Origin of the sequence: Dyadobacter chenhuakuii (assembly GCF_023821985.2) — a bacterium.
GTDB classification, from domain to species: Bacteria; Bacteroidota; Bacteroidia; order Cytophagales; family Spirosomataceae; genus Dyadobacter; species Dyadobacter chenhuakuii.
This window is the reverse complement of sequence record NZ_CP098805.1, coordinates 5,868,028-5,888,520: the sequence shown is the minus strand read 5'-3', so window position 1 is coordinate 5,888,520 and position 20,493 is coordinate 5,868,028. Positions and strand designations below refer to the sequence as shown.

General features: G+C 46.0%; 17 protein-coding genes. All 17 read right to left on the bottom strand.

Annotated elements, in window-relative coordinates; translation table 11 throughout:
• Positions 1-42: 42 nt before the first annotated feature.
• Positions 43-774, bottom strand: coding sequence for a methyltransferase family protein (locus NFI80_RS24700; protein WP_233796974.1), 732 nt, complete (start codon positions 772-774; stop codon positions 43-45).
• Positions 771-1,517, bottom strand: a complete 747-nt coding sequence (cmoA, locus tag NFI80_RS24695) for a carboxy-S-adenosyl-L-methionine synthase CmoA (RefSeq protein WP_235164156.1) — start codon at positions 1,515-1,517, stop codon at positions 771-773. Before cmoA ends, NFI80_RS24700 begins: the two co-directional genes overlap by 4 nt.
• A 157-nt stretch (positions 1,518-1,674) precedes the next feature.
• Positions 1,675-2,247 (bottom strand): DUF4833 domain-containing protein, encoded by a 573-nt coding sequence (locus NFI80_RS24690; RefSeq protein ID WP_233796976.1) that lies wholly within the window; start codon positions 2,245-2,247, stop codon positions 1,675-1,677.
• Positions 2,248-2,262: 15 nt separating this feature from the next.
• Positions 2,263-3,171, bottom strand: a complete 909-nt coding sequence (locus NFI80_RS24685; RefSeq protein WP_235164155.1) for a PfkB family carbohydrate kinase — start codon at positions 3,169-3,171, stop codon at positions 2,263-2,265.
• A gap of 58 nt (positions 3,172-3,229) precedes the next feature.
• Positions 3,230-3,940, bottom strand: coding sequence for an HAD family hydrolase (locus NFI80_RS24680; protein WP_235164154.1), 711 nt, complete (start codon positions 3,938-3,940; stop codon positions 3,230-3,232).
• Positions 3,941-4,026: 86 nt separating this feature from the next.
• On the bottom strand, positions 4,027-5,040 hold the full coding sequence (locus NFI80_RS24675) for a lysylphosphatidylglycerol synthase transmembrane domain-containing protein (RefSeq protein WP_026631680.1): 1,014 nt from the start codon (positions 5,038-5,040) through the stop codon (positions 4,027-4,029).
• A complete protein-coding gene (locus NFI80_RS24670; RefSeq protein ID WP_235159482.1) occupies positions 5,021-5,986 on the bottom strand; it encodes a CDP-alcohol phosphatidyltransferase family protein in 966 nt (321 codons plus the stop codon). Before NFI80_RS24670 ends, NFI80_RS24675 begins: the two co-directional genes overlap by 20 nt.
• Complete coding sequence (locus NFI80_RS24665; protein WP_235164153.1) at positions 5,986-6,855, bottom strand: hypothetical protein; 870 nt, start codon at positions 6,853-6,855, stop codon at positions 5,986-5,988. Before NFI80_RS24665 ends, NFI80_RS24670 begins: the two co-directional genes overlap by 1 nt.
• A 64-nt stretch (positions 6,856-6,919) precedes the next feature.
• A complete protein-coding gene (locus NFI80_RS24660) occupies positions 6,920-7,633 on the bottom strand; it encodes a nucleotidyltransferase family protein (protein ID WP_235164152.1) in 714 nt (237 codons plus the stop codon).
• Positions 7,634-7,661: 28 nt separating this feature from the next.
• Complete coding sequence (locus NFI80_RS24655; RefSeq protein ID WP_235159479.1) at positions 7,662-10,232, bottom strand: DUF5686 and carboxypeptidase-like regulatory domain-containing protein; 2,571 nt, start codon at positions 10,230-10,232, stop codon at positions 7,662-7,664.
• Positions 10,233-10,357: 125 nt separating this feature from the next.
• Positions 10,358-11,383 carry an NAD-dependent epimerase/dehydratase family protein gene (locus NFI80_RS24650; protein WP_235164151.1) on the bottom strand — a complete coding sequence of 342 codons (1,026 nt, stop codon included), beginning with the start codon at positions 11,381-11,383 and terminating at the stop codon, positions 10,358-10,360.
• Complete coding sequence (locus tag NFI80_RS24645) at positions 11,380-12,501, bottom strand: GNAT family N-acetyltransferase (RefSeq protein ID WP_235164150.1); 1,122 nt, start codon at positions 12,499-12,501, stop codon at positions 11,380-11,382. Before NFI80_RS24645 ends, NFI80_RS24650 begins: the two co-directional genes overlap by 4 nt.
• The gene (gene spt / locus NFI80_RS24640) at positions 12,498-13,703 is read right to left on the bottom strand and encodes a serine palmitoyltransferase (RefSeq protein ID WP_233796985.1); all 1,206 of its coding nucleotides are present in this window, start codon (positions 13,701-13,703) and stop codon (positions 12,498-12,500) included. The genes NFI80_RS24645 and spt overlap by 4 nt, the downstream gene beginning before the upstream one ends.
• 448 nt (positions 13,704-14,151) lie before the next feature.
• Positions 14,152-17,298, bottom strand: coding sequence for an efflux RND transporter permease subunit (locus tag NFI80_RS24635; RefSeq protein ID WP_233796986.1), 3,147 nt, complete (start codon positions 17,296-17,298; stop codon positions 14,152-14,154).
• Positions 17,299-17,319: 21 nt separating this feature from the next.
• On the bottom strand, positions 17,320-18,369 hold the full coding sequence (locus NFI80_RS24630; RefSeq protein ID WP_235164149.1) for an efflux RND transporter periplasmic adaptor subunit: 1,050 nt from the start codon (positions 18,367-18,369) through the stop codon (positions 17,320-17,322).
• 36 nt (positions 18,370-18,405) lie between these two features.
• Positions 18,406-19,722: a TolC family protein gene (locus tag NFI80_RS24625; RefSeq protein WP_235164148.1), complete on the bottom strand. Its 1,317-nt coding sequence runs from the start codon at positions 19,720-19,722 to the stop codon at positions 18,406-18,408.
• A 65-nt stretch (positions 19,723-19,787) separates the two neighbouring features.
• A complete protein-coding gene (locus NFI80_RS24620) occupies positions 19,788-20,399 on the bottom strand; it encodes a TetR/AcrR family transcriptional regulator (RefSeq protein ID WP_235164147.1) in 612 nt (203 codons plus the stop codon).
• Positions 20,400-20,493 lie beyond the last annotated feature (94 nt).

Genomic DNA, 20,493 nt, shown 5'->3' with positions numbered 1-20,493 from the left:
GTCTGCAAGCTTACCCCAAGTAAGATTATCAAAAGAGGCACGCTAGGCCAGGCTGTCGGTCATTTTCCCCGATTTTTTCAAATATTTGATATAACCATAAACCAGGCCGAGAAAAACACCTATGCCTATGAAAAGTTTGATACGCGTATCGCTGTCCGGCGTCAGCTCGGGATATCTGAACAAAATGATGGCAGTGATCCCCATTAACCAGACGAACAACGTGTTATATTCCTTTAAAATCCATCGCTTATAATTAAAACGCATGTCATTGAATGTCTCCGACATGCCGCTGAAATTGATGATCCAGCGATTCACTTTCCTGCAATAATTGTCGAAATCGGCGCCAAACTTGTTACGTAAAAAATTCTCTTCTGCCAGCACGATCGCCTGATATATGAACAAAAAAGACGGCATAACAATGCCCACATAAACCAAAGAATTTGACAAAATACCGACCCCCAGCAACATTAGGATATTTCCAACATAAAGTGGGTTTCGGCAATGCTTAAAAATACCTTCTGTAACAAGCTTCTCCGCGTAAACCCTCCTGTCGCGTCCGCCGCGGATAATGTATGCAAGGCCAATCGTAATGCCCCGGATTATTTCACCAGAAAATGTCACTAACAGGCCCAGAATGATAGGAAACAAATAATATTTCTCTCCAAAATGCTCCGGCTTGAACAGCAAAGGCGAGGGTAAGAATAAAAGCAGATAAAGAAAAATGAACAAAATGTTCCTGAACCTGAAAAAGAAATTGCCAATAGTGACCATCATTTTTTATAAGCGATTAGACCTGAAAAATTATACCATTTGAAGAAAGTTTCACAATCTCCAAAGCCCGTTTCCTTTAATAAAAGCAGGTTTTCAGACAGCTTATAAGGAATCAGAACATTTTCCAGGGCCTCCCTTTTCTGCGAAATTTCCATCTCGCTGTAATGGTTACGGCGCTTATAATTGTAATAATATTTGATAAAATCACGATTGAAAACCGTGCTCTCTGCCAGCACTTTTTCCACCAAAAGCAACACGCCGCCGGGATTAAGTCCCTCGTAAATGTTGCGCAGTAACCGCTCTCTGTACAGCGGCCTCACGAATTGTAATGTAAGGCAGAGGATCACAACGGACGCATTCTTGATCGGCAGCTTTTCGTGTAAATCGCCTGTTAACAGCTCATAAGGACGGACAAAACCCGCTTCCTTTAACTTTATATCACATTTATCCAGCATTTCTGTCGACTCGTCGATGCCAATAAACCGGATGTCCGAAGGAATGAGCTTGTCCACTTCAATCATTGTGGTGCCGGTAGAGCAGCCCAGATCGTAAACAGAACTTCCTTCCTTGGCGTGATCCGCCGCAATTTCACCCAACATGCGCTGCATCTCGTTATAGAACGGGACGGATCTGCTGACCATGTCGTCAAAAACTTTTACAACTGTTGTTCCGAATTTAAAATCGGATACTTTGGTAATTTCATCTTCAAAAACATTGTCGCGCTCGGGATGCGGAGATTCGGTCATCGTTAGGTTTGCGTTATTTAGGTTCGCTATCAGTTAGCTCCAACAAATATCCTGCCATCGGGTAGGGAAAAAGCAATGGAGTGGAATTCAGCCATAAAAATGGTAAATAAAAAATAAATTCCATTCACTAACGTGCACTTGCCTAATATAAACCGCATCAAACCGGCTTAATCCGCTGCACTACCGTCTTGCCGGTAGCTGTCTCAGTTCCTTTGAGTTCAATATAAAGTACATTGGGCGACCAGAACGTCCCCCCGTCAATCCGGATAAAAACCCGGCTCAGGATGCATTCTTTCTTGTTGATATTTGCATAAACGTGATACTCGTTTTTGCTGTCTTTCCTTAAATAAAGCGGCAATTTTGAGTACGCCACAGACCGCAGCTCATAAGTAGCATTTCCAATCGCCTTGGAATTAATTCCGTATGCAAATTTTCGTTGCAGGTAATTCAGATCCTTCTTCTCGCCGCCATCGGCGTACTTCATCCAGAAAGCATCAACAGGATTCTTTTGGCTTAACCGACCCTGTTCGTCCATGTTAAGGTGGTAAATAATTGTATTCGCATTGGGATCACGCTGAATGTAGAAAAGCAATCCCGGGATGTTCTTTGGTACTGGAAATTCATCGGGCTCCGCAACGGCTTCCTTTGAATATTTATTAGCAGAATAACTTCCTGAATACGAACACAGCAGCAGGCTCAAAGCCAGCATCATTCTAACTGCGTTTTTCATGACTATTGTTGAGTACTATTGATAAATTGCCTGGGCAATCATTTCACGGTCACATTCTCCATATTGAAGCACTTCTTCAACCATTGCGGCATTTCCCGAAAATGGCCCGGACGACTGGATCTTCAAAGTGGCCATCGCCGCTCCGAATTCACCCGCTTCCTGTACGCCTGCTCCCTGAATTCTTTTGCTCAGATAACCAGCCATATACGTGTCCCCGCAGCCCGTAGCATCCACGATGGCTGTTGGCTTATAGGCCGGAATCCGGAAAAAATCATTGTCTACATAGATCAGTGAGCCTTTGCTGCCCAGTGTGATGATCACTTCTTTTACACCAAGGTCCGCCAGATATGCAGCGCCCTTGCGCACGTCGCTGGTGCCGGTCACCACTTCCATTTCAAACTCATTGGCTTTGAGGATCGAAACATGCGGAAGCGCTTCTTTTTTATCGGCCCAGTCTTTATACAAAACCTTCTGATCTTTTACATATCTTAAATAACCCTGAATATCCAGTGAAACCGTGCCCTTAGCGGCCAGCGATTTCAAAAGGTCCACAGTGATATCATCCGAAAGCAAAGGACCTAAATGAAATATCCTGGCCTCAATGTCAGGCATTTGCGCGGTGGTGAATGGCGCCGCCTTATGCAGCACATTCTGTTCGCGGTGATCCTGGTTGGCACTGTAGATATTTTCAAAATACACGGTAAACTCACTCGGCTGCGAGAAGATCTGGATGTTTTCATCCCTTAATGCAGATAAAATATGGTTCTCTTTCTCAGCCAACGCCGTTACCAGCATATAGTCCACATCGAATTGGCGCAGTGCCTTCGAAAAGTAAAACGAAGTGCCGCCGGGCATGAATTTGACTGACTGGGCAGTTACCACTTTATCCAAAGTAATGTGCCCTATGGTACAAATGTCGTACATGTTCTTTTTCAATTTAATTTTATCAAGGCTTGTGTCGGTGCCCGATAAAAGTTGACAACTAGCCCAAATTTGTAATGCTGTCCGCTATCCGGGCAAAATCGGTAATCTCAGCATCCGCATCCGAAACTTTAAAATCCGTATCGGCCTCATCCCACCCTTTCACATTCAGCCAGATTGTGCTGCAGCCTAATGACTTGGCCGGCTGAATGTCTTTGGAATAAGAATCCCCGATTACCACACATTCCTGAGGAGACAGTGCCAGCTGATCAATGCCGAGCTGGTAAATTTGCGGGTTGGGCTTCCGGACGCCAACGACAGCAGATTCAACAACAGCCTGGAAGTAATCCCTTATGCCGAAATCCTCCAAAACGTGATTGATGTTCCCATAAAAATTGGAAACCATCACAAGCGGGTATTTTTGCGCCAATAGTGCCAAAACCGGCGCTGCTTTTTCAACATTAGTGCGTGCAAATTGGTTACATTCCGTGGCGATGAGCCTTATTGCCTCATCTTGAAGAACAAATCCTTTTTCTTTCAAAAAACTGAATTGCTGCTCCACTTTCAGAAACAACACATCATAAAACACGTGGTGCGGTTCAATGATCGGCTTGATCGCTAATGCTCTTTCGCCGAATTTATACGCCTCCGCAAATGCATCCCGGTCCACATTTACCTGGTTACGCTGGTAACTTTCCCACAAAACATTGGCCCAATGCAGGCCGTTGGTATCGATCGTACCGCCGTAATCAAATAAAATCCCTTTAATCATATTGTACTTTGGCTGTCGGCAACCGGCTTCGGCCTTTTTTTAAATTGATATATATTATTAATGACCCTAACCCGCTGAGGGCCCTTTCACTCAACCAATGCAGCTTCCTGCTTTACTTTCGACTTCTTGGTAATCAGGGCTAATCCAATGATAATCCAGACAATTTCACGGATCCGCATTACGATGCCAATAAAGATGCCTTGTGATGCTGCAAATCCTACGCTGCTGAGTGCCAGTGCCAGCCCGCCTTCCCTTGTGCCGAGTTGCATGGGAAAGAAGAATATCAGGTTGGCAAAGAGCGACGATCCTGAGCTGATGATCAGCGATTCCGACAGTGACATGCCTAATCCGATGGCGTGGGCTGTGAAAAAGATCTCTGCACAGCCGATAACCCTTGCTACGAATTCATAGAACAACGACAGGTAAAAAACGTTTCTCCTTTCGGCATATAAAATGCGGATCTGTTCATCGACCTCGTATAATGTTTCAGAGTTCTTTAATGCAAATGCTCTCGCCTTGGTTTTGATAAAAGGTATCTTTTCCAGAAGTCGGAATGTGCTGACAGTAAATCCCTTTTTATATACATTGATAAACCAGTAACCTAAAACAAGCCCCGTCACCAGCAGAATCCCACATCCGGCCAGCATGACATTGTTCAATGGCACAACGGCTACAATCAGAACAATGGAAACGAGCCAGAAAATGACGTGCGAAAACATGTGCATTAAGCTGTATAACAAAACCGAAGAAGTTGCTTTCTGAATCCCTAATGCAGGTTTCAGTTCTAAAATCCGGTAAGGTTCCCCGCCCAGCGCCACAAAGGGCGTAATATAGTTAATCGCATATCCCGAAACTGTCAGCTTCAAGACCGACCAGAACGAGAGATTGCTTTCCGGTAAATTCGGCTCCCGGATGATCGAACGAAAGGCAAGCGCATTCAGGATGTAGATCACCAGCCAACTCCCGATCACGGGAATGAACCAGATGCCTGTCCTGCTGATATTTTCCCAAATCACAAGCGGTCCCGTGCCGTAGATCATATAACCTAACGACAAAATGCCGATCGCCATGAAGAGGGCTTTATACGCCTTGGAACTCATTCGTTTTTTCAGTCAAAATCTTTTGATAAAAATAACGGCTCACTTTCTCCTGGTTCACGATCATGTAAATCAGGATCGGGTTCAGGACAAACATATCGAAGAAGAAATAAATCCACGATTGATCCAGAAACAGCCATAAGAACAGAAAAAGCACACGTGTGTTGAACTGAACAATGTTGGTATACTTCATAAGGGGCTTGTTATGCGCCCTGAAATCGGTTACCAGCGCTGTGGGCAGGCCATTTTTATATTTTTCACGCACCAAAGTCAGTAGCTTTTGCAAATGGGGTGAGAAGCTTTCCTGCAACTTGGTGTAATTCAGGTAAGTGCGGGCGATGAATTTCATCCCAAAGTTCTTGCTCCAGGTAAGGCTGTCATATTCTGCCTGCAAGTCGCGGCTGTTGTCGAGCTCGCTTCCCGATGTTCCTTTGATAAAGAACAAATGCACATTGCGATAGTAATCCGCCATTGCCGACTGGACCACATGTGACGCGCCCGCGAGCACACCCGGAACCCAAATCCACGCGCTCCAACCCTCATTCATGCTCCTGAGACAGATCGCAATGTGAATGGCAATGAACCAGAAATCACCAGCCGCCCCGTCCAGAATCCTTCCTAACCGGCTTTTATCATTCGTCATCCGCGCAAGTTGTCCGTCCGCACTGTCCAGCGAATTGGCAAAAACGAGCAGCAGCATCCCGATCACATTGATCCATAATTCCTGATAATAAAACAAGATCCCCGCCGCAACGCCGAAGAAGATACTGATAATCGTCACCGGATTGGGCCTCAACCCTATTTTGGCACAAAACAATGCGATCTGATAGCCGATCGGGCGGTAAAACCAAATATCGATCTGCTCCTCTGTATCGTTGGATTTCAGTGAGCTTTCAAATGCGGATGGCGCTGGTTCGGGAGCGGCGTTGTGCTTTATAACTGGATCCATTAATTGCTTTTTGTAAATTTCTCGTATATAATGCTGGCAATGTGTCCGGCGGCTTGGTCACGGCATGGCGCAAAACTTGGCCAGTCGTTCAGATCGATAATTCGGAAACTGCCGTCCTTTCCTATAATGGCGTCACCGCCGTAAATATCTATTCCAACTGCGCCCGATGCGTCCGTAGCAACTTGCTGCAAACGTTCCGCATCAAAAGGATAATAAGCCGATGCGCTGTTAATGTTCTGGTATTCAACATATTTATGATGGTTGTTATCATAAGGATAAAACCAAAAGAAAAAATCCGTCCCGCGCACCCCGTAAAATTTCACGAGGTCGCCGATCAAATGTTTGCTGATCACCGCATCCGGAATGTCCCGCAATGCATATTCACGCAAAATCTCCCTGGCTTCTTCACGCGAGGCTGCAAATGAAACGTCCTCTTTGTGTATCGCGTGAAAATCGCCTCTTTTGATCCAGTAACCTTTCCCTGTAATGGCATCAAAAACATCGTCCCCTGTGTAATCCGTTGGCACAATGTAGCTTTCGGCTACGGGAATGTTATTTTGGTTTAAAGCATTTGTCAGATTCGTGCGAAAGCAATTTTCTATTCCGAATGCTGAGTTAATGACCTGTGCACCGTTTTCTTCCAACGCCTGCAATTTTTTAACCACTTCTTTCTGGCGGGCCATCGTGAAGATATGCCGCTCGGCGATATTTTCATTTTTCAAAAAATCGTCCTCAAAACTGATCCGCACTTTGCATCCCATTTTTTCTAATTCCTTTGCTGTCAAAGAAAAAATCGCATCGTCATTTCCAATGTGGTTAGGCGAGAACTTGCGGTTCCTCGGAACGCCTAAGATATTTAATTCACTCATTTACGCTGCGGCAGGCCAAACGCTCCTGCCTTTATTTGGTGTCGGTTACTCAATTAATTTTCAATCAAACAGCTGCTTCCGGGCTCAAAAAAAGCTCGGCTGTTGCAATGTCCTGCACATGGTCCACGTCCACGATTTTAGAAAACGGATAGGCTTTCAGATGAATGTTGTTTTCCAGCAAACTGCGCTGAAAGTTCCGCATCCGGCTTACTCCGCCATTCACGGCATCATTGACCAGTGCAATAGCCTCTTTTCTCAAACAATAAATTCCGCCCGAGATGAAGCGTGTTTCCGTCGTATTTTTATCCGTGAAAGCGGTAATGTTCTCCGCCTCGTCAATAGTTACGTACAAAGGACTTTCGTCGTCGATGAATGTGGTTACGGCCATGAGGCCCCCCAATTCTTCATTTCCTGCAAATTCCTGAATGTAGGCTGTGAACTCTTCTTCTTTAAAAACAGTGTCTGTTGTCGTCAGGCAAATTTCTTTCAGTTCCGGGTCGCTGCCAAACAGCTCAAAAACACTGTGCAACGAACTCGGTGTTGATTTTTTCACTTTATGAATCGGCAATGTCAGGCTAAGCTCGTTCAAATGACTTTCCAGCACGGCTGATTCTTCATTGATAATGATCATGATTTTTTCAGCATCATTCCGCATGAAAATCCCTATCAGCCTGTCTATCAGCATTTCGCCATTCAGCGTCACCATGGGTTTTGGGAGTTCGAAACCCTCCTTTGCCAATCGTGATCCTTCTCCGGCCGCTATAATTGCGTAGTTCATATTATTGGTGTCTTTTTCTAAACCTCTCTTAAAAATCAAGCCTGAACCGTGCCCTTATCCCCCATTCTGAAACATTCGGATTGTCGAGATAGGTGAAACGTTTCACCAGATCGACGCGTAACAGCTTGAAAATGTTTGCTATACCCACGCTTCCCTCAATGTAAGGCTCGCGCGACAATGTGTAACTGATCGGCTTGCCGTTCTCATCTACGGGAAAGCGGAAAAGTGCAGGGTTATTGGCCGGGTTGTTTTCGTCCCTGAGCCCGCCCATAAGTCCTTTAAAACTGAAAACCTCTCTCAGTTTCAGCTTTTTCAGCAACGGGATTTTGTTAAATAAAAAGCCGTTCATGTAGTACTGCACGTCAAGACTCGCATAATGATCGCTCACGAATTCCAGGAAGTTCATCAGGTTATAGCTGTTGAGCTGGTAAGCGTAAGTCTGGTTGGCGCGGTGAATGGTAAGCAGCGGGAAAAGAACGTTTTTACCAAAAATGTAACTTCCCTCAGCCGTCACATCTGCATAACCGAACTGCGACAGGTAAACCCGTTTTGCAATGTTCGCTGAAACATTATGATAGCGGTTCTGACCTTCGAAAACGCCTTTCAAACCCGCATTATAGCGTACTGTGAAGATCGGATATTTGTTAATGATCGGCGTGCGATACAGTTTCCCCTGGTAATATTGCTCATGCGGCGCATAGCGTAATTCCAGGTTGGCTTCTGTGTTGCTTAATCCGCCCACATTCTGCAATTCGCCTTCACTGTTCAGTTTTTCGTATCTTAAAATTCCGGCTGGCGTCTGTCTCCAATTGGTAAAACCAATTTTGTAAGAAAAGCGGCTTTCAAACTCGCGGACATATTCGAGCTTGTACACATCATTGTAAAGCCAGCGGTTGTTGTCACCTCTTTTGAAGGACAAAAGGAAGTTATCTTCCTGCACAAACTGCAAATCCTGGCCCGGAATCTTGGTGTCGCGCTGGTAACTGGCGCGGATGTAATTCAGTGGGAAATGGTAAACAGACTTGTTGTTGAAAGAATAAGTGCCGCTCAGGAAATATTTCCATTTCTGATCTTTAAAACCATAAGCCGCATAAGTCTCAATGTAAAAGCGCTTGCTGAAATCCGTGGTCGTGCGTCCGCCGAAACGAAGCCTGAAACCTTCCACGGGGTTGAAACTGTAAAACGTGTTCACCGGCCCTACTTCCACTTTGCCAAAAGACTTGTAACCTGACAATAATAGGGTGGCAATGTCCATCGTACGGCGGAAGGATGGAATCGTTTGCAGCGTATCCACATTTCTGTAAATGTTCAGCTCCATTTTTTCCAGCGGCAAATGTCTCGCGCCAGCCCAGAATGCTTCGCCCGTTTTTACGTCGGGATTGAATGCAACCTCCTCACTCGGCCCGCTGTAAACGCTGTCCGGGCGGGTTTGATTAACCGTGTAATTTTTGAAATTCACCACGCGCTGCCCATAAAACCCGGCATTTTTCTCGCCTAAGGCGAACTCCATGCCCAATGTTGTCTTGGTCGGGTGGTAGCGTCCGTCGGGTCCTTTTTCATATTCCAAACGTGCTTCGAGGTCACGCATGAAGTTAAGGTTAATGTCTTTATTAACCGTCAGATATGCATTTTGAACACCATAATTTCCGTCCAGTGTAATGTACAGCTTACCTTCAAAAAGCATATCTGTCTTGTTTCTTGGAACAAAACCCAGTTCAACAAGCCATGGCGTTTCGGTCTTAATCGTGTCGCGGATGAAGAATTTGTAGAATGTAGGCGCCGAATTTGCGATCGGGCTCAGCAATAAGTTGGTGGCGATGGAAATGTCATTTTCGTACAAATTGACATCTTCATATAACCTGTTGAAATAGGCGCTCAAACCATCATTATCCACAAATTTCGCATCAAACTCTGCCCTTCTGTTGGCCAGCACCCATTGTTTTTTGGTATATGGATTTTTGCGGAAATAAATCTGCGAAAGCTTTTCCTGAATGTAAGCCGGCAGCATATTCTTTCCGCCCATAGCCGTAGAGTCCTGATCTTCGAAAAGGAACTGATAATTTTTGAAAATACGTTTTTCCTTGAAATTGTCCGACAGGTTGCTCAGCGCGAAGGAGATCTTTTCGTACTGCTCATATTCCACAAAGTCATTGGCGGCCATTTTGTTCTGGTCCTTGTGCGCAATCACTTCGCGGATCAGCTGAACAGCCGGGTTATCCTTGTTGCGGTAACGGCCTCTTCCCTTAATGGTCACTTCTTTGAGCATGGAAGCATCCACAGCCAGTTTCACATTGATCACTTGCTCAATGCCGGGCGTGATGGGTTTTTCAACGCTGAGATATCCTACGTATGTGAACTTTACGGTTTTATAATCTTCACGCAATGTCATTGCGTATTTTCCGTCTGCGTCGGAGGCTGTTCCCATGGTCGTGCCGGGGATCAGGACGGATACGAAAGGCAATGTTTCGCCTGTTTTCGCGTCGGTAACGGTTCCTTTAATTGTCGTGGTGCTTTGCGCTATGGCAGTTCCGGAAAGGGTCTGTACGAGACAGAGGATCAGGGAAACTTTTAACCATACCGACTTACTTATTGTTTTCATTTGTGAACGTCATAACGTATTTTTCATGGATGCGTTTTTAATAAATCGTGCAGACTGCGGAGCCCGGAAGCCGGAAGACCCGGACGCTCAAAACCCAGCACGATGATCAATCCGGCATTCGATTGCTAAAGCCACTTATTTTCTTTGTACCACATCAGGGTTTCCTGCATGCCCTGCCGTAAGTTGTATTGCGGCGCGTAGTGCAGGCTGTTTCTGGCTGCTTCAATGCTGCAGATCCAGTTTGAAGCCGTGAGCTCTTTGAGTTTTTCCTTGTTCAAAACCGGGGTTGCGGCGGTGAATCCGTAAACGAAGTCCAGGAAGCCGGCCATCAATTTTACCAAAGGCAGTGGCAAATGTGCCCTGAAAATGTTTTTGCCGCTGATTTCCCGGAACCGGTCTGCGAATGCATAGCGGTCGTAAGCTTGCCCGTCGGAAATGTTGTATACTGTTGTTTCGCGCTGGTTTTCCAGCATTGCAGCCATGGTGGCGGCCACAAGATCTTTGACATACACGAAGCTCAGCCGCTGCGGGCCCTTGCCTATATATGCATCCAATCCATTGTTCAGTGTTTTGAAAAGAATAAATAAATCCTTTTCACCGGGACCGTAAACGGCAGTCGGACGGATAATGGTCAACGGTAAGCCGCTCACCTGCGCGAGATATTGCTCGGCCAGCAACTTGCTTTTGCCATAATCGGTCACAGGAATGGGCAATGTTTCCTCTGTAATGGGCTGTTGCTCAGCATAAGCAAGCGGACCGATAGCGGCCAGGCTGCTCAGAAAAACAAAGCGTTTCAAAGGAATATTGGCTGACATTGCGGCCTGTGCCAGATGCAGGGAATATTCTGCATTGACTTTGTTGTAAACGGCCGTTTTTTTAGCCTTGGTCACTCCTGCTGCGTGGATAATGTAGGAATAGCCTCCATCTTCCAGTAATTCTGTCAAGGAATCCCTTGACTCAAAGTTCGTATTCACAAACGTCAGCGGGCCTTTCCCGGTTTTCCCCAAATCGCCTTGCAGCTTTTTCAGAAAGGTCAGGTCGCTGGAAGGCCTTACTGCTGCGTGCACTTCCATGCCTGCTTCCAGTGCTGCTTCTACCAGGTGAAACCCGATGAAACCGCTGGCCCCCGTTATGAATACTTTCTCTTTCATATTGCTTTTTCCAGCAGTCTGTACCGTTTGTACAGCTTGCCGTTGATCTGTTCAATGGCGTGGTTCATGAGATAATTGCCTTCCAGCATCCATGAACATTCGCCACCTGTGACTTTTGTGCCGTAAGTGTTTTTGATGATATGGCCGTATAAACAGGCTTCTATGCCCATTTTGCGGTAACCTTCAATCACACCCAATGTCAGCACGCGAATGCGGGTTATATTTTTTTTGCCAAACAGTAATTTAAAAATTCCGGTCGGCAGCAAACGTCCTTTTTTAATCTTGATCTGGATCTGGTTAATGTCGGGGATGCCCAACACGAAACCGACCAGCTTGTTATCCTTCTCTGCAACGAGACAAAAATTGGGATCGAGGACCAGTTTCAGGTCATTGGCCAGGTAATCGAATTCCTTTTCGGTCATCGGAACAAAGCCAAGGTTCTTGTCCCAGGCGCTGTTGTAAATTTCCCGGATCTTCACCACCTCGTTTTTGAAATCTTTCAGATTGATCTTGCGAATGGTGATCCCGCTCCTTTTGAGCCTTCCTTCCAGCGCTTCGATCATCCTTACCGACTTATCATTTGCCTCGTTCACATTGATCTCGTAAGCAAGCAGGTCCGTCTTTTTCACAAGTCCTGTATTTTCGAGCAAAGGCACGTAATACGGCGGATTGTAAGGCATCATCGCCATTGGCGGCCGGTCGTAACCTTCTATCAGCAGGCCCACCGTATCATTGGTCGACAAATTCACCGGCCCGATCAGGTTATCCGCTCCTTTTTCCTTCACCCACGCAGCCGCCTGCCCGATGAGCAGATCGACGACTTCCTGATCATTAACCGTGTCAAAAAATCCAAAAAAGCCATCTTTTCGGCCTGTAAACGCATTATGATTGCGGTTATCAATCGCCGCAACCCTACCCACAATCTTATCTCCGTCGTACGCTAAAAACAGCTTAACCTCCGAATGTTCATAAAAGGGATGCTTCTTCGGAGAAAGCATATCTCTTTGCGCGATAAAGAGCTCGGGAACGTAATTGGGATTTTCCTTATGTAATTCGTGGGGAAAATCAATGAACAGTTCCAGGTCTTTGGGAGAGTTTACGTGGGCAATGCGCTTCATAGTTTTGCGGTTACAGCTTCGGGACAGATCTGACGATATATTTTAGCCATTTTATCAACTGCTTCTTCAATCTGCCCAAAAGTGTGCGTCGCCATCAGCGAGAAACGGATAAGCGAATCTTCCGGACGAACCGCTGGTGAAACCACCGGGTTCACGAACACGCCATCTTCCTGCAACAGCTTGGTCATCAGGAATGTTTTCTCGTTATCGCGGATGTAAACCGGCAGGATCGGGCTTTCTGTTTTGCCCAGGTCGAAACCGTTTACCAGCAACAATTCTTTTGCATATCTTGTATTGGCCCAAAGGCGTTCAATGTGATGCGGCTCGGATTCAATGATGTCCAATGCTGCCAATGTGCTGCCTACTGCGGCCGGCGTCATACTCGCACTGAACATTAATGACCGTGCGCGGTGTTTCAGGTAATCGATCGTAGCTGCATCGCCGGCAATAAAGCCGCCCAAAGAGGCAAGCGATTTGCTGAATGTTCCCATGATCAGATCAGTAGTCTCGGTCAGGCCGAAGTAGGAAGCTGTTCCTGCTCCGTTTTTCCCGATAACACCCAGACTGTGCGCGTCATCCACCAAAACCGAAGCGTCAAACTCAGCTGCGATGGCATTCAATTCAGGAAGTTTAACGATATCGCCTTCCATGCTGAAAATTCCGTCCGTAGCGATCAGCTTCACGGCTTCTTCCGGCAAAAGGCTCAGTTTTTTCCTGAGGTCTTTCATATCATTGTGCGCATACTTGATCACTTTTGAGAAAGACAACCGGCAACCGTCAATGATGGAAGCATGGTCGCTTTCGTCCAGGATCAGGTAATCGTTACGGCCCGTAAGGCTTGACAAGGCGCCTAAATTAGCTTGGTAACCCGTGCTGAAAAGCACCGAAGCTTCTTTTCCGGTGTAAGCGGCAAGCCTTCTTTCCAGTTCCTCGTGAATGTCCAGCGTTCCGTTCAGGAATCGCGAACCGGCACATCCGCTTCCGTATTTCTGAACCGCTTTTTGCGACGATTCAATAATGTAAGGATGCGAGGTCAATCCCAGATAAGAATTGGACCCAAACATAAGGACCGGCTTACCATTGATGATCACTTCCGTATCCTGCCCGGATTCGATGGGGCGGAAATAGGGATAAAGACCTTTGGATCGAATGTTAGCCGCGTCTTTAAATTCGGCGATGCGCTTATTTAATTTTTTACCCATAAGTAATTAATGTCAGAATCAACAGCTTCTTTTAGTGGGGTGCCTGGTGGCTTTCAAGCCGAGGCTGTGGGGGTGATCAGAGCGATCAGTTGGTATTGTAGTGGTTATTTTCCATGCTAATTTTTTTAGAACTTGAGTTTGATAAAAATGTCAGTTTCAGTCGCCGCGGCCTTTAATTTCACTGTTCTTAAACTACACTCCGGCCGCAACATTTTACCGGAATTTATCTACTGGCATTCAAAGTTAAAAGGTAAACCCGATACCTGCCATACTAGTTCATCAAATTCCCTATTCATTTTGCATTTTACCGTTAACATGAAAAAAAACTTTTTGCACTTTTCATCCATTTAGCCCCTAAAACGCCAAGTTCTGACCAACTTGCCTTTCAGTTTTTCAAAATGGGGAACTTTATCAAACAGTAATTTTTTCATGTTAACGTTTATCCCAACTACGCTTCTTCCACCACTATACTTTTGGTTACCGCGCCCGACCGGAATTTAGCGGATGACCACTTTTCCGCTACTCTGTCGACCAGGTAATACATCATTGGCACGAGATAGATGGTTAAAAGCATTGAACTGGTCAGTCCGCCTATTAAAACCCATGCCAGCGAATTCTTCCATTCTGCCCCTGCGCCGGTTGCCGTGGCAATAGGTACCATACCGATCACCATCGCAATGGTCGTCATCAGAATCGGACGAAGACGCTCTTCTCCTGCGATCAGGATCGCTTCCCGGAACGGCACGCCCAGCTCTTTTTGCTGATTTGCAAAGTCGACGATCAGAATTGCATTTTTAACTACAAGCCCGATCAGCATCAGCATTCCCAAAAGGGCAAAAATACCGATGTTCGATGATGACAAGGCAAGTGCCAGAAGCGCCCCGACAACGGCCACCGGAATCGAGAACAACACCACGAGCGGATAAACAAAACTGTCGTAAAGCAGCACCATGATAAAGTATACCAAAACCAACCCCGCCAGCATCGCCAGCCCCAGTGAACCAAAACCTTCGCTCTGGTTTTTCGCGTCGCCTCCCCATGTCAGAATAATGTCTGATGGAAGTGGCTTCTCTACTAACCCGGCTTGAATATTGCTCACCAATGTTCCCGATCCAATCCCTAATGTATTAGCGGTTACAGTTACGGATGAACGACGGTTCTTGCGCTCCACAATCGACGGTCCGTTGCTTAGACTCACGTTTGCGAATTCTGCCAGGCGAACCGGACGCTTAGCGGCGGGACTGTAAAAATTAATGTTTTTGACGTCATCCGGGTTTTTCCGGTCGAACGCGTCCAGCATGATGCGGATCTCGTAATCTTCACCGCCATCCCGGTATTTGGAATCGTCATTTCCCGCAAATGCATTCTGCATGGTCGCACCCACAGTCTGAATGTCCAGACCAAGCTTCGCCATTTTTTCGCGGTCAATTTCGACCCTTACTTCGGGGTTACCTGCCTCTACGGACACATTCACGTCGTTTGCGCCGGGTGTTTTTCTTAATCTGTTAGCCAAGTCATTGGCAGAAACCAGGATCTTATCCAGATCATCGCCGCTCAGGAAAATTTCGATCGGAGACGCGCCGGAGTTCACCATTCCCACAGCTGCGGAGTTGAATTCCACGCCTGCGAATTTTTGTTCCAATTCTTTCCGAACGGCAAGCATGTAATCCTCAGTCGGTTGTGCATTCTTACGCTCTTCTGCGGGGATCAGTTCTACTGTTAGTTCTGTCCGGTTGGTTTCACCGCGGCCGGAGCTGTTCAAACCTGTGCTCGCTCCGCCAACATTGGCGAAGATCGTTTTCACTTCCGGTTTTTGTCTTAAATAATCCTCTATTTGTCTGGATGTGAGGTTATTCTGTTGCAATGAAGCACTTTTATCCAATTTCATGGTCAGCAGAAACTTACCCTGATCACCTTCGGCCACGAACTCTGAACCAATGATTCCCAGGCTCATTACCCAAACTGTCATCCCAAAAATCGCTATCAAAATTCCTGAAAACGCCAGCTTATGGCCAAGCACCCACTGCAAACTGCCGTGATACCATTTGGTCATCTTGGTAAGGCCCTTTTCAAACCATAACAAGAAAGCCTGCACCGGATTTTTAGGATCCAAATGTTCGATCCGCGCCATTTTGGAAGTCATCCAGGGTGTAAGTGTAAAACTTACCAGCAAGCTGACCATAGTCGCAAACGCAACTGTTAAGCTGAATTGACGAAGCAAATCGGCGATTACCGAGTTCACAAATGTGATCGGAACAAAAACCACTACGATTACCAATGTGATGGCCAATGCCGCAAATCCAATTTCGGTAACCCCTTCAATGGTCGCATCCCAGCGGTTTTTGCCCATTTCCAGATGTCGCTGAATGTTTTCCAGAATTACAATAGAGTCATCGACCAAAATCCCGATCACCAGCGAAAGTGCCAGTAAAGTCATCAGGTTCAGCGAGTAACCCATCAAATACATGAATAGGAAAGCCGCGATCAACGATGCCGGAACTGATACCATAACAATGAATGCATTCCGGAAACTGTGCAGGAACAACAGCATTACCGCAGCCACCAGGATTACCGCAATGATCAAGTCATGCGTTACGGCTTCCACGGATTCCAATGTAAAAATGCTGCTGTCGTACGCGATCGCAAATTTCACCTTGTCCTTTGCATTCGTTTTTTCAATCTCCGAAAGCTTCGCCTGAATGGATTTGCTGATCTCCACCGCATTGGCGTCCGATTGTTTTTTTACAAACAACCCGATCCCGTTGATGCCGTTGTAACGGCTAATGCTTTCTGCGTCAGTAAGTCCGTCGGTAATGTTAGCAACGTCGCCCACGCGGATGGGACTGCCGGTTACTGGCGAGGTGATTACCAGATTCCTGATGTCGTCAATAGAAGTAAACTTTCCGGCGAGACGCAATGTCATGTTTTCGCTCGTGCTCTTTACTTTTCCGGTTGGGAAGTCGAGGTTAGCCTGGTTAATGGCCTGGGTAACCTGCAAAAGCGATAAGCCGTAAAAATTCAGCTTGTCGTTGTTCACATTCACGCGGATTTCGCGCTGGTCGCCGCCGGTCATTGTGATTTCGGCAACGCCTTCGATCTGTGTTAGTATGGGCAGATATTTGTCTTCAACCTGCTGATAAAACACTTCATTTGGCAAGCTTGAAGTTGCGAGCAGCTGCATAATCGGCTGATCGCTGGGTGATATTTTAGATAAGGACGGCGTTTCAGCGTCGTCCGGCAAGTCGCTGAGCATGTTGTTCACATCGCGCTGCGCATCTTCCAAGGCTTTATCAATGTCCGTTCCGGCTTTGAATTCCACGATCACCAATGATGCGCTTTCCAGAGATTTGGAAGTCACTTCCTTGATGTTGTCCAATCCGGAAACAGCGTCTTCAATTTTCTTGCTTACCTCCGATTCCACTTCCGTCGGCGCTGCGCCCGGGTAAACCGTTGTGATCGTGATCGTCGGGACGGAAAATTCCGGTAGCAGCATGTAGTTCAGCTGCGTGTAGGAAACAAGCCCACCCAGGATCAGCACTGCGAACAGTACAATGATCATCGACGGACGTTTCAATATGGTTTGAATAAATTTCATGTTTTCCCTGGCTAATGAGTGTTATTGTGCAACAACAGAAGTTCCGTTTTGCAGGTTAATCTGTCCGCTGGTCACGACTTTGTCGCCCGCTTTCAGTCCTTTTGTGATTTCATAAAATTCGTTGGTCGTGGCGCCGATGGCTACGTCGCGCATGTTTGCTTTGCCGTTTTCAACCACGTAAACCTGTGGCTGTTTCGCTGAACCCGTAATTGCCTGGCGTGGCACGGCCAATGCTTCGCCCTTCACTTCGCCAGTGTTGGCGATGGAGCCATACATGCCTGCTTTCAATGGATTTTTCTGTGAATTCTGAACCGTGATCTCTACCGGATAATTGTGCGCATCATCGCCTTCTGCGCTTACCATGGTCACTTTCCCTTTGAAATCTGCGTCAGGATAAACATCCGTTTTAATGCCGATCGTTTTGCCATTGCGAAACTCATTTACCGATTTTTCAGGAATATTCACCACCAATTTCAGCAGGGAAATGTCTGTAATCTCGGCCATAGGCGTTCCTATGCTCACTACGGAGCCTTTTTCAACCATTTTGGCCGTCACAATCCCCGAGAAAGGAGCGATGATGCTGGTGTTGGCAACCTGTTTTTTCAATTGCTTGATCTGCGCTTCTGTGCTGCGAATGCTCAGCTGAGTTCTTTCCAGGTTTACCGCAGGAACCGCGTCGCCTTTGACGAGCACTTCGTAACGTTTCAAATCATTCTGATAACCTTCCAATGTAACCTGCGCGGCCTCGATCTGGTAACGCAATTGCTCGTCGTCCAGCTTGGCGATCAGTTGTCCGGCCTTTACGAATTGTCCTTCTTCAATGTTCAGACGAACGATTTCGCCGCCTGCCTGCGGACGGATCTCTACTTTGCGGTTGGGAGTAAAAGATCCCAAAAAGGATGCTTCCTGTGATAATCGCCGTATTTCTGCGACGGCAACTTTCACACCTACTTTGGGATCTGTATCGGGTATGTAAACTTTCTGTGCTGTCTTTTCTTTGTTGTCCAGCAATTTTGCCGCAGTAAGTCCTATGCCTGCAATCACGGCTAAAAATATAAGTAAACGTTTCATAATCTTGATGTTAATGTTTAGTACAGTAGTTGAGTGTTATTTTTGAATGAGTGAGCCGGTCGCTTTTTTCCATTCCAGCTCAGCTTTCAGCAATTGGACAAGCGATGTGAGATAATTGCTCTGGGCGTCCAGGTTGCTGTTTTCAGCTTGAATAACATCTGTCAGCGAAACCGTTCCCTCCTTGAATTGCAGCTGGATCTGTTTGTAAACCCTGGATGCCAGCGCCACCTGGTCTTTCTTAGCATTAATGTTCCTTTGTTCTACGGCGAATTTGTTGCGCGCATTGGCTTCTTCCATGGCGATTGACTCTTTCACTTGCCTCAACTGCACATTCAATTTGTCATTATCAATCTGATTCTGAGTGCGTTTGGCGCGTCGGGCCATTCCGTCGAACACATTCCAGTTCAGCTGCAAACCAGCCCAGTAACCAGGCACATCCTGAAACGTTGAATTCTCGCCCCCTTTGGCATAGAACGCCATATTAGCGACTCCGTAGGCATTCACAGTAGGGATAAATCCGGACTTAATGTTCTTGTCCTGCAACTCATTCAGATCACGTTGCTTATTCAATAATGCCACATCCGTGCGCCTTAATTCAGCATCCTGCGCTTGTGCAGGCAGCGAAACGTCACTAACGTTAATTGCTATACGCAAGGAATCGGTCTGTGACGTGCCGGTGTAATATTTGAGAAGATTGACGAGCTGGCTGTAATTGTCTTTTAAAGTGGCCAGCTGCGTTTCTGTTGTAGTTTTGTTGATTAAAATCCGGTCAACATCCACGCGCTGGCCTAACTTATTCTGATAAAGGAGGTCTGAAACTTTGTGCATGCGGTCCAGCGAAATGAGGTTGCTATCTAAAAAAGCCATTTGCTGCACCACCGTAACGAGATTGTAATAGGCGTCCGTTACATTGTAAGCCACATCTTCTTTGGTTTTCACCGTGCTTAATGAAGTCAGCTCGCGATTGAGATTAGCTGCTTTCAATGCATATTTTACAGACGGATTATACAGATTCTGAGTCACTTGCGCTGTCGTTGACAAATTGTAAGGCAACCCGAACGCCAATGTGCTATACTGTCCTTCTGGCCCGCCGAATGCGCTTGCGGGCACCACCTGTCCTGGGATTTTGAAATAACGTCTGTAATCTCCGGAAACCGCGACATTAGGCAGTAAGGCAGATTTCACCTCGTCAATCTTTGCGTTTGTTTTCCGTTCTTCCAGCTGCGCCGACTGAATGGAAAAATCATTTTTCATGGCTAATTCTAAGAGTTGCGGCAGCGAATATTCCTGCGCTTTTGTGCTGCCTATCGCCACAAAAGACAATAGGGCTGCGATATGAAATTTTAATTTCATGGCTAATTTTCAAGTAAATGTTTATTTTAAATGTTTGTTTAAACGGAGGGCAAAAAAAATTTAGATTAACTGATTACCAAATAATTGCAAATCATTTCCTTGATGTGGTTTTTCTGAGTTTCTGCAAACTTTTCAAAATCTTCATCCGTCATATTGTAAAGCTTCTTGTGAATGGGTTTTCCCAGGAAAATAAATTCAACAGAGCATTTGATCAGCGGCAGCAAGTTTTCGAGTCTGAGCTCCCGGATCGTTCCATTCGCAATGCCTTCTTCCAGCTGGGTTGTAAAATAGGATTCCTGTAATTTTTTGAAAACCGACATGCCAGAGAACAAGCGGTCCGGTTCCTTGTGAATTTCATTCATGATAAAAATCACCAAATCAGGCTCATTTTTCATCATATCGAAATCGTTTTCGATCATCTCCGAAATCTTGCTCTTAATGTCAATCTTCTTATTGAGAATTTCGAGCGTGCTGTTAAAATACATATCCAGCACTTCACTGAAAATCTCAAGAAACAGCTTTTCCTTACTTCTGAAATAATAATTCGTCAATGCAATGTTCATATCAGCTTCGCGGGCAATGTCTCTCGACGTTGTTCCATCGAAACCTTTTTTAAGAAAAACCCTTCTTGCCGCCTCCTTAATCTTGTCCTCGCTTTTTTCTCCTATGCACTTCACTTGCTTGTCTTATTTAAGTTTCTGTCAGGTTATTCTAAACCGCACAATGTATTAATACAAACCAAAGGTCTGCAAAAAAAATCCCTCTCACAAC

Excerpts from the sequence above, each read along its gene's own strand:
- NFI80_RS24700 (WP_233796974.1), bottom strand. The coding sequence starts at position 774 with ATGATGGTCACTATTGGCAATTTCTTTTTCAGGTTCAGGAACATTTTG.
- cmoA (WP_235164156.1), bottom strand. The coding sequence starts at position 1,517 with ATGACCGAATCTCCGCATCCCGAGCGCGACAATGTTTTTGAAGATGAA.
- NFI80_RS24690 (WP_233796976.1), bottom strand. The coding sequence starts at position 2,247 with ATGAAAAACGCAGTTAGAATGATGCTGGCTTTGAGCCTGCTGCTGTGT.
- NFI80_RS24685 (WP_235164155.1), bottom strand. The coding sequence starts at position 3,171 with ATGTACGACATTTGTACCATAGGGCACATTACTTTGGATAAAGTGGTA.
- NFI80_RS24680 (WP_235164154.1), bottom strand. The coding sequence starts at position 3,940 with ATGATTAAAGGGATTTTATTTGATTACGGCGGTACGATCGATACCAAC.
- NFI80_RS24675 (WP_026631680.1), bottom strand. The coding sequence starts at position 5,040 with ATGAGTTCCAAGGCGTATAAAGCCCTCTTCATGGCGATCGGCATTTTG.
- NFI80_RS24670 (WP_235159482.1), bottom strand. The coding sequence starts at position 5,986 with ATGGATCCAGTTATAAAGCACAACGCCGCTCCCGAACCAGCGCCATCC.
- NFI80_RS24665 (WP_235164153.1), bottom strand. The coding sequence starts at position 6,855 with ATGAGTGAATTAAATATCTTAGGCGTTCCGAGGAACCGCAAGTTCTCG.
- NFI80_RS24660 (WP_235164152.1), bottom strand. The coding sequence starts at position 7,633 with ATGAACTACGCAATTATAGCGGCCGGAGAAGGATCACGATTGGCAAAG.
- NFI80_RS24655 (WP_235159479.1), bottom strand. The coding sequence starts at position 10,232 with ATGAAAACAATAAGTAAGTCGGTATGGTTAAAAGTTTCCCTGATCCTC.
- NFI80_RS24650 (WP_235164151.1), bottom strand. The coding sequence starts at position 11,383 with ATGAAAGAGAAAGTATTCATAACGGGGGCCAGCGGTTTCATCGGGTTT.
- NFI80_RS24645 (WP_235164150.1), bottom strand. The coding sequence starts at position 12,501 with ATGAAGCGCATTGCCCACGTAAACTCTCCCAAAGACCTGGAACTGTTC.
- spt (WP_233796985.1), bottom strand. The coding sequence starts at position 13,703 with ATGGGTAAAAAATTAAATAAGCGCATCGCCGAATTTAAAGACGCGGCT.
- NFI80_RS24635 (WP_233796986.1), bottom strand. The coding sequence starts at position 17,298 with ATGAAATTTATTCAAACCATATTGAAACGTCCGTCGATGATCATTGTA.
- NFI80_RS24630 (WP_235164149.1), bottom strand. The coding sequence starts at position 18,369 with ATGAAACGTTTACTTATATTTTTAGCCGTGATTGCAGGCATAGGACTT.
- NFI80_RS24625 (WP_235164148.1), bottom strand. The coding sequence starts at position 19,722 with ATGAAATTAAAATTTCATATCGCAGCCCTATTGTCTTTTGTGGCGATA.